The organism is Stieleria maiorica, from assembly GCF_008035925.1.
Lineage (GTDB): Bacteria > Planctomycetota > Planctomycetia > Pirellulales > Pirellulaceae > Stieleria > Stieleria maiorica.
Genome location: NZ_CP036264.1, coordinates 366,124 through 383,220 on the forward strand (window position 1 = coordinate 366,124; position 17,097 = coordinate 383,220).

General features: G+C 61.4%; 8 protein-coding genes. 1 reads left to right on the forward strand and 7 read right to left on the reverse strand.

What is annotated here, in order from left to right:
- Window positions 1-210 precede the first annotated feature (210 nt).
- Window positions 211-1,617, forward strand: coding sequence for a dihydropyrimidinase (hydA, locus tag Mal15_RS01195; RefSeq protein ID WP_147866067.1), 1,407 nt, complete (start codon window positions 211-213; stop codon window positions 1,615-1,617).
- A 3-nt stretch (window positions 1,618-1,620) separates the two neighbouring features.
- On the opposite strand, the gene Mal15_RS01200 is transcribed toward hydA, so the two are convergent.
- From Mal15_RS01200 to Mal15_RS01230, 7 genes are all read right to left on the reverse strand, one after another.
- On the reverse strand, window positions 1,621-2,295 hold the full coding sequence (locus Mal15_RS01200; RefSeq protein ID WP_147866068.1) for a hypothetical protein: 675 nt from the start codon (window positions 2,293-2,295) through the stop codon (window positions 1,621-1,623).
- Window positions 2,296-2,413: 118 nt separating this feature from the next.
- Window positions 2,414-4,279 carry a hypothetical protein gene (locus Mal15_RS01205; RefSeq protein ID WP_147866069.1) on the reverse strand — a complete coding sequence of 622 codons (1,866 nt, stop codon included), beginning with the start codon at window positions 4,277-4,279 and terminating at the stop codon, window positions 2,414-2,416.
- The gene (locus tag Mal15_RS01210; RefSeq protein WP_147866070.1) at window positions 4,272-8,054 is read right to left on the reverse strand and encodes a DUF5682 family protein; all 3,783 of its coding nucleotides are present in this window, start codon (window positions 8,052-8,054) and stop codon (window positions 4,272-4,274) included. Before Mal15_RS01210 ends, Mal15_RS01205 begins: the two co-directional genes overlap by 8 nt.
- Before the next feature lie 12 nt (window positions 8,055-8,066).
- Window positions 8,067-9,233, reverse strand: coding sequence for an ATP-binding protein (locus Mal15_RS01215; RefSeq protein WP_199773794.1), 1,167 nt, complete (start codon window positions 9,231-9,233; stop codon window positions 8,067-8,069).
- A 280-nt stretch (window positions 9,234-9,513) separates the two neighbouring features.
- Window positions 9,514-14,655 carry a DNA-binding protein gene (locus tag Mal15_RS01220; RefSeq protein WP_147866072.1) on the reverse strand — a complete coding sequence of 1,714 codons (5,142 nt, stop codon included), beginning with the start codon at window positions 14,653-14,655 and terminating at the stop codon, window positions 9,514-9,516.
- A complete protein-coding gene (locus Mal15_RS01225) occupies window positions 14,652-15,548 on the reverse strand; it encodes a DUF4132 domain-containing protein (RefSeq protein WP_147866073.1) in 897 nt (298 codons plus the stop codon). Before Mal15_RS01225 ends, Mal15_RS01220 begins: the two co-directional genes overlap by 4 nt.
- 258 nt (window positions 15,549-15,806) lie before the next feature.
- A complete protein-coding gene (locus Mal15_RS01230; RefSeq protein ID WP_167546565.1) occupies window positions 15,807-17,051 on the reverse strand; it encodes a DUF1501 domain-containing protein in 1,245 nt (414 codons plus the stop codon).
- Window positions 17,052-17,097 lie beyond the last annotated feature (46 nt).

A 17,097-nucleotide genomic window follows, 5' to 3' on the forward strand; every position in this document is an offset into this window, starting at 1 on the left:
CCGTCGCACGCATCTTTTCTAAACGTACGATGGCCCTTCCGGGCCGTCGCACGTGGGGCTCCGCACGACGACCTAGAAAGGACGTCGTACAACAATCCGCGAACGCCTCACCGACGCTTTCGCGCGTCGCTCGGGCGGGTACACTGATCGAAGCGAATCGAAGGATTCGTCGTCGTCAGGTCTTCCCTCCATGCAACAGCCTTTCGCACCATGTCGCTTCTGATCCAAAACGGCACGATCATCACGCCCGATCAGCGCTTTGTCGCTGACATCTTGGTCACGGGGGAAACGATTGACCGCATCGCCCCGCGGATCGATCCGGCCGAGGCCGGGGATGTCGAACTGATTGACGCCAACGGCAAGTACGTGTTTCCGGGATTCATTGATCCCCACGTGCACATCTATTTGCCGTTCATGGGAACCTATGCCAAGGACACCTATGATTCCGGCAGCCGCGCCGCCCTGGTCGGCGGCACGACGACGCTGATCGAAATGTGTTGTCCGGCACGTGAGGACGACCCTTGGGAGGCGTATCAGTTGTGGAAGAGCAAGGCCGAAGGGATTTCGGCGTGTGATTATTCGTTCCACATGGGCGTCACTCGGTTCGACGAAAGCACGGCGCCGCTGTTGCGCCGGATCGTTGACGATGGCATCACGTCGTTCAAGGTGTTCTTGGCCTACAAGGGCGCCTTCGGTGTCAACGACGAAGAACTCTATCAAACGTGTCGCTTGGCAAGGGAACTGGGCGTCGTGGTCACGGCCCATTGCGAAAACGCCGACTTGGTCGCCCAGCTTCAGTCTGCCCTGGTCGCCGCCGGCAAGGTCGGTCCGGAATTCCACGAACCGTCGCGGCCGGTCTCGGTCGAAGCCGAGGGCGTGCATCACTTTTGTACGTTCTTGAAAATGACCGGTGCGTCCGGGTACATCGTCCACACCTCCTGCCGGGACGCCGTCGAAGCCGCGTTAAAGTTTCAAACACAGGGCGTCGACGTCGCCATCGAAACGGTGATTCCCTACCTGGTGCTGGACAAAACCTACGCCGAACGACCGGACTTTGAAGGCGCCAAGTATGTGATGAGCCCACCGATTCGCGATCGCGATCACCAGGCCTATCTGTGGAACGCGCTGCGGGCCGGATTGATTTCGACGGTGGCAACCGACCACGCGCCGTTCGACTTTGCCGGCCAAAAAGAGATGGGCAAGCCGCCCGAATCCGACTTCACCAAGATCCCCAACGGTATCCCGTCGGTCGAACATCGTCCCACGCTGTTGTACACCCATGGCGTCGCGTCCGGCCGCATCGACCTGCACCGCTTTGTCGAACTTCTGTCCACCGCCGCGGCAAAGCAGTTCGGGATGTTCCCGCGCAAAGGCAGTATCCAACCGGGGTGCGACGCCGACTTGGTGATTTGGGATCCCGAGTATCGCGGCACGATCTCGGCGGCGACTCATACGATGGACACCGACTACGACGGATTCGAAGGCTTTGAAATCGTCGGCCGCCCCGAAGTGGTCACCTGTCGCGGCCAAGTCTCGGTCCGCGAGGGCCGCTTCGTCGGCACCCTCGGCCACGGCCGACAGGTCACCCGACATCTTCGATCACAAACTCAGCCGTAGGCGCTAGCCTCGGGCCTTACAAGAGCCTCGGGCCTTACAAGAGCCTCGGGCCTTACGCGTCTCGAAGGGCAATCCAAGGCCCGCGGCTAGCGCCGTCGGCTCACTAAGCCCGTGCCATTCACCCCCGTCCCTTTTGTGCTTCTGATCGGGATGCGACTGAAGGAATTGGTCAAGCTGCTCGGCGACCGCTTCGGTGCGTTTGCGATCCCTTGAACGGCCGACCAGCAACCGCACACGCTCTCCGGCGACATCCAGGCGGATGAAGTAGGTCGTTCGTACCGGACCGTCGGGGCTGCCGTTTCGCGTGTTTCGCCAGTCCACGCTATCGATTCGGACCGCCCGAACGTCCTCGACCGCGATGTGGGAGACTTTCGGGTTCCACAACCGGAACACCCAGCGATCGCTGCGGATCAGATCTGGTGAATCGTACCGCCCGACAAGGTCCTGGCGTTCGTAGGACAGCGACACTACCACGGCGATACAGACGAAGGGCACGCCAAACTCGATGGCGATCTTTTCCCGCTCCGCTCTCGACCACGTTCCCCGCCGCGTCCGGTGGACCGCGATCACGATCATCAACACCAGCCCTGCGACGATCAACAACGCGCTGAATGGCGCGTTGGAATAGGAGTACGTGATCCCCTCGGCCGATTGGCTGTATTGTTCAAGTCTCAACATGCCCATCTCGATCGTTTTGCCCCCATTATTCTGCCCCCCATCATTCTGCCTTCTTCCTTCCACGCCTAAGATCTGCACAGGCCGTCACGCTTCCCGCTGGCATTTTTTGCTCATCTCCTTACGACAACCAATCTTGCCACGCCTGTCGATGGTACTCCCCACGAAAAATCGTCTGATATCGATCGGTCGCGGCTAACAACTCGCACAGACCGGGCGAAGCGTCCGTCCGCACTGAATCGGTCCCTGCCCCTTTCGTGGCGACCGCCGCAGTCGCCACGGCGTCGGCCAGCTTTGCTGCGGTCGGCAGCAGTTGCTGTTTCATCGTACGAATCATTCTGCGATGTCCGCCGGAGGTCGGTGACGCCACGCTGCCGCGACCGCCCAGGACCAGCGCCAGTTGCTGTCGCGCAAGCCCCGGGACGCCGTTGACGCGTGATTCCGTAGGGTCGCCGGGACGGTCCCCGACAAGTCGCTCGCACGTCTCGTCATCCGGATCGGTGTCAGAAAAAAAGTGACGTTCCAATCGATCCAGCCCCAGTTGGCAAACGTTCTGCCAGCTTTCCGGCAACGCAAGACGCGGGCCTTCGTTCGAACCGTCACCAGACCCCGCGGCCCGAATCGCCAACGCGTCGATCGAACCGGCTTGATGCCGACGGACGCGTCCGGTGACCACCAGTTCCAACCCGGGACTTCGGGCAATCAACGACAAATTCTCTCGAAACGGCACCTGATCGGTGTCCAACGCGATCCGCAGCATCAACGGTCGCTCAGTGTCATCTGCCCGAACCATCACCGCGTCACCCTGTCGTCCAAGTACTTGGCAGTGAAACACGACCAAGTCACTCTCCGCCGCGGCGATCATCCCGGATGACTCCTGCACCGCGAAAGCCCGGTCAACCTGTTCGGCGATTGGCTGTCCGAAACGTGACCTCCAGAGCGGCGAATCCTGCAGCAAATCCCCGGTCTGCTTTCTCAGCGCCCAACGCGTTTTCGATCCGCGACCAAGTCGCCGATCCGGCGATGCGGTCATGTTTTGAACGTCGACGCCGGACCGGCAAAGCTCGAACGCGGAAACCGTTGTGCCGCCCAATTCCAGACCGCCGCGATAGGCTTGCAACGCCAAGTCGGGTTCACCCGGGCGCACGTCACTGACCTGATAGATCCGGTCGTCGTCGGCCAACAGCGAGACACAAACCCCTGCGTAACCCGACCGCGTCACGATCGGTTCGGCCAACAGACTCACCAGCCGCGAAAGACCGATCGGTTCGAACGGTCGCCGCACGTGCCCGATTGTTTCGATCTCAACCGAAGGTCGCCGGCAAATGCGTTGTGCAATGACGATCGCGCGTGCCAGATCGCTTTGTAACTGCGGGGCATCTGCGTTGCCGGATTGTGCCCTCAATCGAACCACGCCCTCGACGACACTTAACAAGGCGGCGGACAATTGGATCAATCCGGCGGCGCGGCATTGATGGGCGGCGCGCAACAGCGATGACTGCAACACCACGCCACAGCGTCGCGCGCCGCTGTCGAGCATCCCCCCGATCGCACTGATGCTGCGGTCGGCCGCATCACGCATCGCATCGGTGACCTCGATCAAGGGTGTTTCATCGGCCACATCCGCATCCGGTTCGTCCGCATCGGCGGTTGCGGTTTCCGCTTCGGCCGCATCCGTCTGGATCGTCAGACAACTGGCACACGCCAGCAAATGAAAACACTTCGGTGACAGCAGACAGGAACACCCAAGTTGTTCGATATGGGAAACGGTTTTCGTTTCAGTGTCGAAGTCCAGCCGCACGGTTTCATCACCGGCCTGGATCGCGATCCCGGTCGATTCGGCGGACCAAGTCCACGCGTGCGCGAGCGCCGGATCCCTGTCCAAACGTTTGCGGATGCGCGCCGGCGCCTGGTCGATCAACTGCGCGAGCAACTCGGCGCGAATCCGTACCTGCCGGCAAACCTCCGGTCGGTCGGGGTTATCCATCCAGCGACCCTCCGGCGGCGTTGCCACGAATCTGATCCCCCACCCACTGCGCCAGTTTTTCGGGACTGACCGCGGCGACCGACATTCCCGCCGACGCCATCAGAGTTGCCAGTCCGTGGTGGAACCGCGCCTGGCCGAAATCATCCAGCGACGCCAATCCGATGCAACGTACCCCCGAATCGACCAGCGCCCGCACTTCGGCCAACATGCCGGGGATCGAAACGCCTTCTTCAAAGTCGGTGACCAAGACGACGATCGAACGCGACGGCACCTTGATGCCCGCGCGGGCGGCACGCAACCCGAGCCCGATATCGGTCCCGCCGCCGACATCGACTTCCAACAACAGCGCCAGCGGGTCATCCACCTGGTCGCTCAAATCGATCAACTCGGTGCTGAAGGCGAGAAACCGCACCGACAAGGCGGGCAACGCCTCAAAGATCGCGGCGACCAGGGCACTGTAGACGACCGAGGCGGACATCGACCCCGAAACGTCGACGACAAACGTCACGTGCCAATCCAATTCTCGTCGCGCGGGGGCGTTGAAGATCAATTGATTGGCAACGATCGTCCGGCGCCCATCGGGGCGGCGACGGCCGTTGGCCAAGTTGGCTCGAATGGTCCGCGAAAGGTTCAATCGCCGCGACCGCCGTCGCGTCGGTCGCGGCGTCGACAGACCGCTGAGTGCCGTTTGCAACCTCACGGCCAACTCCCGCGCCAAGTCGTCGGTGATCTTTTTAGCCAGCCGACGAAGTTGGGTCATCCGCGATTCCGGCATCGCACCGGCAAGCGACAGGACTTGCTGCAACAGATCCACCGACGGCGTGACCGATTCGACGTCCAAGTGTCCGACGACGTTGGCATCGCCCGCTGCGGCGGCCTGCCCGAGCACTTCCTGACAGACGTCACCGCCGAACAGTGCCTCCAAATCCTCGGCCCACTGAGCGGTCGTCGGCTGTGGAGCCTCCTGGCCGCCGCTGCCACGTCGCGATTGCAGGTCGCCGCGAGAACCTTCGCCGCGCCCCGTGCCGAACAACTGGTCCAACGACTTGGCAGCGACCGTCGCACTTCGTGCTCGGCTTTCCGGCGGTAGTCCGAAAATCATTCGCCAACGATCGGACGTGTTGATGTCGTTCGCCGCCGAGTCGTTTGGCACGTTGGCGCCGGCCGGATCGTCGGAAGGATCCACCTCGGCACCCGGTTGTCCCTTCACCTGCTGGTCGGTGTGATGCAGGAAGCGATCGACGCCGGGAAACGCACCCGCGATGGCAGCAGCCGCGGCCAGATCGGCCTGTCGCAGCCGGGCGACGTGCAGGGTCATCGCGTCACCCTCGCCGCCGACATCCCAGGAAGCTTGATCGATGGACGATCCACGTTGATCGAGTCCCTGCAACCGCAGGTCCAGCAGACGCTGACGGTCGGCCGGCGAGAACGGTTCAAAGGCGCCGCGTAAGGCTGGCAAACGCGACAAAAACTCCGCGTCCGACAGGCTGACCAATCCGGATTGAAAACCATCCAGCCACAGCGGATCGTTCTGCATCGGCGAGAGCAACAGTTGAACGGCGCCCGACAGCCCGTCTCGCAATCGACTCCTTCCGTCGCGATCAACCGCGCCGTCCAGCCAGCCGATCAACAATTGCCCCAGCGTTGCCGCGTCCATTCGGTCAAGCACACACAACGCACCGGCGGCGGCACCTCGCATCCGATCGCTGCCCCGCCGCAACGTTCGCTTGCACCACGTCACCAAGGTTGTTGCGTGATCTTCCGCATCGCCCTGCCGCGAGACATCCTTTCGAACCAATGCGTGCAGATCTCCCCTGAACCAATGAATCAAATCCGCCAGGGAGGCGACGTCAGCGATCGCCGAACTGCCACGCAAACCTTCCAGTCGATCCAAGCAGGCCCGCAACAATTGATCCGGTGACGTCATCAGGTCGGGCCAGGGATACACCGGAACGATCGGCGGCGCGGCGTCGTCCGGATCCAGCGGCAGCCCCGGTAAGTGCGCTGCCGCGATCCGCACCATCAACGTGACGGCGTCGATCAGTTCCGAAATCCCGGCGGTCTGACAGAATGTCTGGTCCAGCTTGCGCAGGGCCTGGGTGGTCAGGGTTTGCAGCCCACACTCGCTGGCCATCTGCAATTGCTGCAAGATCCGCTGCGGCGAGGCCTCGTCGTCAGCATCGGGGCTGGCGTTTCCATCGGGGCCCGCACGGCGGCCGGCCCGGCGAATGACTTCTTCGGTCACCTGATCGAGCGTGACGCCGAATCGCGCGACACTTTCGATCGTCGCAGCGGTCGTCTGTTGCCACTCGACCCGCCAACGTTCGGTCAAGTTCTCGCGGTTTCCCTGTGCCACCGTGTCGACTCGCTCGGCATAAGGAATTCCCGCGGCAACCATCCGCCGCAGCACGACCGCACGGGTGCGATCTTTGGGGCTGCGGAGCACGTCCAGCCGAAGCTCCTTTTCGTTTTCCGATCGCGGCGGCTGAGAACGCCCCCGCGCGACACGGGGCTTCGTCTTGATCGCCGAATCGCGTCCCGGCAATCCGAGCTGACGCAGCAGTTGATCGATCGAAACGGCCAGACCACAACGCGGTGCCGCCGGCGTGACGACGCCCCGTCGGTCTCCGATCAACACGTCACCGGCGGCCGCGGAGACGGCGCGGCCACGCCCCATCACGTCGCCTTGGACCAAACAGGTTTGCAACGATTCAACAAACTCGCCGCGTCCGGCGACGGCCAATCCGCGCAGTCGCGCCAAATCACGCATCATCCGTAACGCTTCGGCGGCATCGGGCGTTCCGGCGACGTGTCCAAATTCACGCAGCCGTCGGCACACGCCGGTGGCAAGCTGAACGGCGGCGTCTTCCATCTGCGCATTGGAACTCGATTGCACCATCTGTTGATGCCAGACGGGATCCAAGATTCCGGCCGGATAGCCGCTGCGTTCATCCAGTTGTTCGAAAGAATAAGGGATCAGCGAAACACCGACCGACGACGCGTCGGATTGAATCGTCGCCAACGCTGCTTGATCGCGATCTTCAAACGCGTCGACCACACGCGGCAACAAGGCCGGCCCATGGAAGGCGCCGACGATCGCCACCGTTTTCCCATCGCTTTGCCGGATCGCTTGACGCATGGCCGCTTCGCGAAGCAGATCGCGCGGCGAAGGTTCATGATCATCCGCGCGAACCGCCCAACCGAACGTCAGCGCCGCGCGGCGGATGATCTCCGGATCTGCATCGCAACCGGGCGATTCCACCAAACGTTGCCACAGGTCGCCGACATCCACCGCGCCGACCCGGCGTTGCAATCGCGACAAGACGCTCGTTGATTGCTCGACCGGATGATCCGCCCGTTGAATCGGCCGAACCGGTTCTTGCTCGGCCGTCTTGGCTTTCGCAGAAACCGACAGGTCACACGCACGCACGGGAACACCGTTGGCATGTGCCCAGCGGATCGCCGTGAACTCGGGAGAAAAATCGGCCAGCGGATAAAACATCATGCCCCCGTCGGGGTCGACCGCGGAAATTGCGACCGGAGCTTGTGTTTGCGGGTCCGCGATATACGGCATCCAGTCGGCAAGGTCCGAAGGCAGCTCGATCAAGATCACATCCGGCGCGAACCGGTCCAACAGTGTCGGCATCGCGCGGGCGAGCATCGCGCTGTGATGCCGGACACCGATCAGCAAGGGATCGGCGCAGTCGTGCAGTTCGCTGCACGCTGCGGTTGGGTCTGTGGTCGAATCAGCGGTTGGGGCGGTAGCAGAATTCATGACAGCGGTGGATTACAACGTGTCATCGAGAACGCCGCGCATCACGCTCAGCTTTTCCCACAACGGTGCCCCGTTCTTGGCGCGCCGCCGGACGGGGCCGTCCCAGTATCCCAGCAGTCGCTCGCGGTCCTTTTCGTCGTCTTTCATCACCACGCCCAACAGGTGTCCCGGCATCCGCGAGACGGGATCGAATCCGGAGGGGAAAAAGGCGCTTTCGCGCATGATGGCGGTCGCCACCGCAACCGCTTCGGCGGTGCTCATCACGGTGCTGGGCCGATTGACTTGCCAGCCTTCGTCGGTGCGACCGCTGCGAAGGTCACGAAAGACGGTGACCAGTAACTCGATCAACGACTGGTCGATCGGTTTGTCGCTGCCCGATTCATGCAGCAGCGCTGCGGCGCGGGTTGAGACCAATTGACATTCGCGGGCCGCATCAGAAATCGGCGCGATGGTTTCGAAATTGAACCGACGTTTCAACGCCGCCGACATTTCGGACACCCCGCGGTCTCTGAGGTTGGCCGTCGCGATCAGCGAGAACCCCGGCGCGGCGAACACGCTGGAATCTTCATCGCCCAGTTCGGGCACCATCATCCGTCGTTCGCTCAAGATCGAAATCAACGCGTCCTGGACTTCGGGCAAACAACGTGTGACTTCTTCAAAGCGGACGATCTTGCCCTGCCGCATCGCCTGCATGACCGGCGAGGGGACGAGGGCTTCGGGCCGGGGGCCGCGGTCGAGCAGCATCGCATAGTTCCATCCGTATCGGATCTGGTCTTCGGTCGTCCCCGCGGTGCCTTGGACGGCCAACGCGCCGCTGCCGCTGATCGCGACGGCCAGCAATTCACCCAGCATCGATTTGGCGGTTCCGGGTTCACCGACCAACATCAGCCCGCGTTCACCGGCCAGCGTCACGACACAGCGTTGGATGATGTCTCGGGGGCCGACAAACTTTTCGCTGATCGCCAGTGCCGTCGATTTCTTGGTGCCGACTTTTTCACCGTCGGTGCCACAGATGAAATCGACGACCGAAGCCGGCGAGAGCAGCCAGCCGTCCGGCCGGGGATTGGTATCCGCTTCGCGCATCACCGCTAATTCCGCCGCGTAGCGGATTTCCGCCGGCGGGGCTTGGATTTTTCGCGTCGGAGGTGGGACGGAGGAAGAGGCTTTCTTTTTTGGCATGGGGTGATGTGTTGTTGGAGTGCCCATGGTGCTGCTTGGAACGGTCTCAATGTGGCGCCACTGAACAGTTATCGTTTGGAGACGTCGCAGTCGCAGAAGTCGTCAATGGCCAGTCGATGCTCCGGAATCGGGGTTCGTTTGCCAGCTCGACGCGTGAGCGAGGGGCCAGTTGGCGCCCCTCGCTCACGCGTCGGGCTGGCATTATTACGTCGATTTCGGTGCGCCGAATCAATTGACGAGCCGTTGACGCGTTTCGCTACGCTCCGGCCTTGGCAAATCGCTATGTCGTTTGCAATGTTTCTTCATAACGTGGCGCGTCGCCGGAGGTGACGCGGGCGTAGGCGAACCGGAACTGTGACGCGATCGGACGCGTGCAAACCAACAATGCCGCGTTGCCGCCCCGCAAGCGATCCGTGCCGTCGTGACCGTACATGGACAGCTTCCACGTTTCGACCGGCAGATTGGGCAGCTTCAATGCTTCCCACCCACCGGGCAAAAAGATGTCTCGGCCGGCGCGGCTGCGTTTGGCGCTGACCACCAATTCTTTCTCGACCAATTCCGCGGCAAACTTCTTGTACGCCGCCGGCTTCCAGCCGTTCCACGCTTGAACGTTCTTGGAGGTCGGATCGGGCAAGGCGAGGATCTGCAGGTACAAACACGCCGCGCCATCGCTGATCCCTTGTTCCTTGGCAACGTGTGCCACCAAGTCGGGCACCGAGACCAGCGGGGCCTGCTCCCAGGACCCATCGGGAAGTGCGTCGCCTTGGTTCCAAGCGATTAATTCATCGGCGATGTCGGAACGCATCTCAAGCACGAACCTGGCAAACTCCAGGATCTCCGATCCATCGCCTTCGTAGTGAAAGCTTATTCTCCCAGCCGCGGCCAGCATCGCCAGGTCATCGCTGCCGAGCAGTTTGGAGGTGCGGAAGTGCAACCGACAGATGGGCGGGTAGATCGCCCCGACGATCAGACCGCTGTCAAATTCGTAGTGCCCTTGCTTCTTTCGCTCACAGGGCGCGATCACCTTTGAAAACTGATCCACCGTCGCTTCGACGTCGATCTTTTTGTCGCCGTACCAATCGCGTGTGGTGTAGGTCGCACCAAATGGCAATGTCGTCTCCGGGGCGTCCAACCAGTCGCGTGTGGCTTGGATCAACGCCGGGATCTTGCGTCGCGCCGGGTCGCCGAATGGCGTCGCGTAGTTGACCCATCCCACCGCGTCCAAAAGCTGGGGCAAGACCTTCGTCAAATCCAACGGGGGTTCGGGTGTGTAGTCCGCATCGAGGATGTGTTGCTGATGCCGTTGCGAATGCGTCGAGTATTGAAAGCTGGTTTTTCGTTTCGCCAGGATGCCCGATCCCTGAGGGTCCGAGAGCAAACCCAAAAACGCTTTGCGATCCAGTCGCGGATAGCCGAACCCGACATGCTCCAGCGGCGCGGCGGCTTGCGGTGGCAGCGTCACCGTTGATTCGCGTCGCTTTTTCCAGGCTTGGACCATCCGTTCAAACGCTTCGTTTTTGCCGCTGCCGATGGAGCCCGCCGGATCGTCCAGCAAACCCGCGGACATCAACGACATCGGCAATCCCTCGCCGTCCAGTCCGGCGATCGCCTGTTTGATCTCGTTCAGTTTCCAACCGTAGTGCGATCGCAGCTCTTTCGTCAGTTTTTCTTGGCCGTAACGACTGGTCCGCAAATCGGCCATCCACGCCAAGGCGACTTGAACGGGCGAAGCACCCAGTTGTTCCGCGGCGGCGGAGAGCAATTCGGGTTCGATCAACGGCAGCGTTTCGAGCCCGGCGACCGCATCGACGAATGCTTGGACCTGCTTGGATCCCCAGGTGCGCCGCAGCGGGATCGCCTCCAGAATCGAATACGGTTTGGGCGGCTTGGGGCTGCCGGATTCGATGTATTCGAGCACGTGGATTTCTTCCGCATGGTAGCCTCCGAACGCGTAGGCGACGTAACGATGATTGCCGTCAGTGAACGCAATCGACTTGCCGCGGTCGGGCGCGTAGGGTTTGTTCTCCGCTCGTTTGGCGTCGGCTTCGGAGAAGCCCTTGGCGATGTAATAAACAAATTTGCCTTTCCAGTCCAAGATGCCACGCTGGGCCAGGTACGCGAGTCCCCGGAGTCCCAGGCTGCCCAAAAAACGCGTCTTTGCAGGTGCTTGTTGGGTGGTTTCGTGATCGGCCCCGATGGTCGATTGTGTCCAAAACCACTTCCAAGCCGCCGCGCAGGGATCGTCGATCGCGGATATCCACTCCGGATTGCCGGCGGGGATTTTTTGTTGATTTCCGGTTTCGAAAAAATTGGTGACGACCTCGATGTGTGCTTTGGAGGCAGCGGTGTTGCCGTAACGGTAGATCCCCTCGCGGTTGGAGCCGGGCCAGCGGATGGTCAGGTCCGACACGCCGTCCGCCGTCGGGCCCGAGTCCTGCTTTTCTTTTGATTCCGCCGGCGTTGCTTTGTCTTTCGGCGGTGCGGTGATCCGTTCCAGAAAGGCTCCCAACGACGCCTGCTCGGCGGCCATGATGCTGACGATTTTCCCCAGCCCTTTTCGCAGCCGCGGCGGCGCGTCGGGCAACCATTGGGTGACGGCTTGGGCGACGGCATCTCGGTTGGGATCCGCTTCGGCTTCCTCCTTCTTCTTGCGGTTGGCTTGGTGCTGTGCCTGACCGGCCTGGAGCAACGCCTTGGCTTGCTTGGTCGAAATCTTTCGCAGCTTGGCCGATGCCTGTTTGGAGCGGACGGTGTAGTGGTGAAAGAACCGATGCGACAGATTCATCGGCTGGCCGATCCGATAGCGATTGGCTTTTTCCTGCAACAGCGCGATTCCGATTCCCGTTGCGGCATCGATGACGGTTCCTTCGGCGGTGATGATCCAGTGGCTGTCCGATTCCGGTTTATCCATCATCGCGATCGGGACCGAAGCGTTTTCGAAACCGTGCGGATCCGGCTGCATCGTGCACGTGCGTCCGTCGGTGCCACGGCCGATCGTGCTGCCGTCGCGCATCGTTCGAACGCTCCATCCGAGCAATCCGTCGGCACAGCCCAGTGGCGATGCTTCCAGCCCCTGCGGTGCCGGCATCAGAAAACACAGCGGCCAGCGAACGGTGGTGCTTGCGGCGAGGTCTGATTCAAACCAGTCGGGAACACTCTCGCGTATTTTCTTTCCCGTGACCGGGTCGATTTCTTGCAGCGTCGTCGTGTGGGTCACGTCGCCCGAATCACCGTCGACGTGATACTGCATCGGGTCCACCTTCAAGGTCCAGCAACGCTGGCCGTCGCTCAGCCAGTCGCTGCGTGTCGGCAGCTTTGTGTCACCCGGTTTCAGCAATCGGCTGCCAAAGAAGACACCGTCCTGCAGCGGCATCCAATACTCGGGGATCGAATACCAGTAGCTCCCTTCGAGCTTCTTGACGTCTTTGGGATCGCTCAGCCAACAGATCTTCGCTTCGTAGTTGGAGGTGTCCTGATAGACGACGACGGTGTCGTCTCCGACCGGCAGAATCGCGTAGGGTTCGGTGGATTTGGTGAAGGCGTATTCGGCACGCACCTTGTATCCGGCGGGGCCGAATTCTTCGATCTTTCCGTCTCGGGCGAAGATCAGCGTGGGGAACGATTCGATGAAATACTTGTCGCGACGACGACTGCGGATCATCGGCAACTCGCTTTCATCGTCCGCGTCATCCAGCGGCTTCCAACCGTATTCGTCCAAGATGCCGCCGACGATGGTCCGCTCGAGCGTGCCGACCAGGTCGAGTTTTTTTAACCGTTTCAGAACCTCGGGGAACTGTTCGATCGTGCTGCGTCCGATGGCCGAGCGGATCTGGTTCAACGTGAGTTCAAAATCGGCCAGCCCGCCGGTTTCCAAAATCGACAATTTGTAATCCAGGAATTGCCACCAGATGTCTTTCAACGCGTCGTGTCCCGCGGCGGCTTGATCAAATCGACGGCCGCCATGTCCGTATTGATCCCCATGACGCCGTGACGACTGATCACGGCAGATCAGTTTCGGAATCAGCGTGCGGACACGCGACGAAAACCGCTCATCGTCCAAGACGTGCACGAGCGACGAATTGCGCCGCGGGTGATCGACGTCGGCTTGCATCCAACCGGCGAACCCGATCCCGGCGCCCCGGTCGATGTCGGCGAGTGGAATCTTTAAATCCAGACAGGCTTCGATCACATCCACGTCGGCCGGCACCGACGCCCAGCCCTGTGATTTCCCCAAACGCAGCGGAACGCCTTCCTCACGAAGCGCGTCGGCGGCGGATTCGAGCAGTTCGAAGAAACGTTTCGGCGGAGGCGTGCTGGCCATCGCAAGGCGGCTGAACCAACCGGCACGTCCGCCGGGCAGGTCGACGTCGTCGGGGAACTTGGCCGCCGGCAACGACAACAGCGGCAACACCTTCCATTGTTCCAACTGCTCGATCCACTTCCATGCCGTGGACTCCGAGTAGTAATTCGATTCGCAGTTGGTGTGGACCAGCAACCACACCCCGAACGAATCGGACCCTTTGACCAGGTGGGCGATCCGCTTGCTGACCGATTTCCAAAACTGTTGGGGGGCGCGCGACATTGACGGGGCAGAGATGATCTCTTCCAGCAACCGATCGGTTTCCGCATCGGGATCTTTTCCGGCCAGTTTCGCCAACCGGATCAGATCCTTTGCCGCATTGGCCATCGGTGGCATGCCGCCGAGCGTTCGCCGCACCAGCAGATCGCGAAACGTTTCGAAGGCCTCGTCGGGTTCGAATTGTTGTTCCAGGTCCTTGGTGTATTCGCCGAGTGCTTTGCCGGACAGACAGCCGCTGAGAGCGAACTCCAGCACCGCGTCGCGGCGACGTTCTCGGTCCACGTCGAGGGCATGGACCCGTTCGGCTTCGAGTGCTTTGCCGAGTCCGCGTCCGGCGTAGGTTTGATTGCCCAGCTCTTTAAAGATCCGCGCGGCTTCTTCCCAAAACGGCGGCAAAAAATGACGAACCGATCGGTTCAGCTCCTCCGCCATCTCCGTAAACGCATCCCAGGCATGACCGGGTTTCGATTTCGCTTTGCGTGCCGCCGCCTTGATCCGTTTGACCAGCACCAAAGCGTCTTTCGCGTTCTCCGGGTGCGTGATCAGCGCCCAACTGGCGAACCCGAGTGCCCGTCGAGCCTGAATCGCCAGCGGCTTGCTTTCACCGGCGGGTTCGAGTCCCAAGAACTCCATCGCCAGATCTTCGGCCGGCCCCAAACGTTCGGCACCCAGGCGGACGATTTTGCGGTCACCCAAGACGGTGCCGGTGTAGGTTCGCGCGACGACCTTTTCGCTGGTCTTGGTGTCGACCTTGGCCTTGATCGGCAACATGCCGCCGGCGACCAATTGCGCCTCGGTGTCTCGTTTCGATTTGGCGGGACGTTTTTTCGTCGTCTTGCTCATGCGTCTTCCTCCGACGAGTCGACTTTGCGTTTGGCGTAGATCTCCGAGGCCATCCGCACGCCCTCGCTGTACGTGACCGGACCGATCGAGCTGATTCGCTGAGGTTTCTGGCTGTCGTCGACGAACACCAATCCGCCGGTCCACGTCGGCGATTCCGGGTACTCATCCCCGATGAAATACCGGGCTTCGATCAGGGCGTGGTTCTCCCAAACCCGGCAGGTCGCGTAGCCGCCGCGAACGGGATAGCCCAAACGACGACAGTGGGACGTGGCAAAGTTCAATTGTTCGAAGTGGCCGCCGGAAAAGTCGTTGATGGAATTCAGTTCCAACTGGTCGTCGGTCGGCTGATAGATCGGGCGATACAGTTGGTCGATCGATTGTCGGATGCCCAGATCCCCGGCCAGTTCACGCAGTTCTTCCAGATCGCCGATCAGGATCGGGTGGGGCACGGCAAAGGCATCGCTCTTGAACCACTGGGTTTCGCCATCCAGGTCGATCACCCCCAGCCCGCGTTTCGGGTCGACCTCGCGAAGCAACCCGGCACGCTCCAGGTCAAACTTTCCGCCCGCGGCCACCGGCACGATCACCATGTTTTCGATGCCGCCGCGCCATGCGGGATCCTCCCAAATCTCTGTCAGCACCGCGCGTGGGATCGACAAGGAACGCAGCATCCATCGTTCGACCGTGTGCAAACAGTCCAATTCATGCTCGGCCAACCAATCGGCCAGCGCCAACAACGACTCGGCCGTTTCGGTTTCCTTGAGCCATTTGGGGACCGACGCGAGCGATTTGCCTTTGGGATTCTGGCAAACGAGTTTTCCGGCGCGGAGCCCCAGCTTGTAATCCCGCTCGGCATCCACCCACGCGTCCTGCTGTTGGACCGTTGACGTCATCGATTCCTCCACGCCTGTTTCATACCGCCCTGTAGGACTGTCCTGAGCCGCCAGGTGGATATTGTGCCACAGTAGCGCACGGCAGTGGGGAGGGGGACGTAGCTTGCTCGATGCGAGCGTGGAAAATGCCGGGGATCCACCTTCTGGCTATTTTGTTCGGGTCAGCAGTAGTGGACGACGCGAGGAGTCCTCGCAGTTCGCATTACGAATGGGCTCGTCGCCTCGCCCACTACCCGAAAAATGCGCTGCGGCGGCGTACTACGCACCTGCAAACAGCGGCAACGTGTCGTAGTGTCCGGCAAGAACAGGATCGGGGTCAGTTCCCAGCCAGTCCTTCAGGACCGATGCATAGACGCTGCGGAAATCGACGGTGTGTTTGAGGTCGCCTTGTTGCAGATCATCCAACCGCGGGGTGGTGCCGATCAAGCCGGCGTGCAAGCCGCCGCCGCACAGGAACATCGGTCCGGCCGCGCCATGATCGGTTCCCGCACTGGCGTTCTCGGCCACCCGCCGACCGAACTCGCTGAACGTCATCACACAGACGCGATCGCCATGCCCCTGGGCCGTCAGGTCGTTGATCAATGCGGACACCGCATCACTCCACTGACGCAGCAGGATCGCGTGCGTGGCGTCTTGCTGAGCGTGCGTGTCAAAGCCGTCCAGCTGCAAATAGTAGACCCGCGTCTTCATTCCCGCGTTGATCAACTGGGCGACCAATCGCATTTGTCGGCCGAGTTGCGATTCGGGGTAATCGATTTCGGTTTGATACCCTTGGGCCGCTTCGGTCACCCGTCGGCTGGCCGAAATCGCGTTCTGGGTGCTCGATTGCAGGAACCCCAGCAAATCGTCATCGGATGCTTCAACGGCTGCGACCGATGGCGATCCGCCGAGTAGCCGGCGAAGCGCCGCGGGATCCGAACCACGAATTTGGAACTCGTCCAGTTCCTTGACCGTCGGCACGCGGATCGACTGCGAGGCAAGCGCAAAGGGTTGTTGCTGTCCGCCGAGATGCAGTGCGGGCACATCACCGCCTTCGGCGCTGGTAAAGCGTTCCAGGGTGCGTCCGATCCAACCGTCGGTCCGCCGCTGGTCTTTACGGACGCAGCTGTGCCAGATGTCCATCGATTCGAAGTGTGATCGATTTGGGTTTTCATAGCCGACCCCTTGGACCACGGCGACCTGCCCGCCGTCAAGCAAGTCCTTGATCGAACGCAGCGAGGGGTGAAATCCGATGTCGTCATCGATGGTCAGCACGTCGGATCGCGGCACGGCCAGGGTCGGCCGGGCGGCTCGGTAGGCGTCATCGCGATAGGGAATCAGCGTGTTCAAGCCGTCGTTGCCGCCGGAGAGTTGTACGACGACCAGAATCCGCTCGCCGTCGGAGGTCGCCGATTCGGCGGCTTGGGCAAAGCAGTCTGGCAGCGCCGAACCGATGCCGATCGCAAACGCAGTGCTGCCGGAGGCATAGAGAAAACGGCGCCGATTGGTGGGTTGATCAAACATCTTCACGTCCATCGATCGTGTGGGTATTGAGCTTTAGCCGCCAACG

What these genes read in the sequence shown, in the direction of transcription:
- Mal15_RS01205 (WP_147866069.1), bottom strand. Translation starts at nt 4,279, where the DNA reads ATGGATAACCCCGACCGACCGGAGGTTTGCCGGCAGGTACGGATTCGC.
- Mal15_RS01230 (WP_167546565.1), bottom strand. Translation starts at nt 17,051, where the DNA reads ATGTTTGATCAACCCACCAATCGGCGCCGTTTTCTCTATGCCTCCGGC.
- Mal15_RS01200 (WP_147866068.1), bottom strand. Translation starts at nt 2,295, where the DNA reads ATGTTGAGACTTGAACAATACAGCCAATCGGCCGAGGGGATCACGTAC.
- Mal15_RS01210 (WP_147866070.1), bottom strand. Translation starts at nt 8,054, where the DNA reads ATGAATTCTGCTACCGCCCCAACCGCTGATTCGACCACAGACCCAACC.
- Mal15_RS01220 (WP_147866072.1), bottom strand. Translation starts at nt 14,655, where the DNA reads ATGAGCAAGACGACGAAAAAACGTCCCGCCAAATCGAAACGAGACACC.
- Mal15_RS01225 (WP_147866073.1), bottom strand. Translation starts at nt 15,548, where the DNA reads ATGACGTCAACGGTCCAACAGCAGGACGCGTGGGTGGATGCCGAGCGG.
- hydA (WP_147866067.1), top strand. Translation starts at nt 211, where the DNA reads ATGTCGCTTCTGATCCAAAACGGCACGATCATCACGCCCGATCAGCGC.
- Mal15_RS01215 (WP_199773794.1), bottom strand. Translation starts at nt 9,233, where the DNA reads ATGCCAAAAAAGAAAGCCTCTTCCTCCGTCCCACCTCCGACGCGAAAA.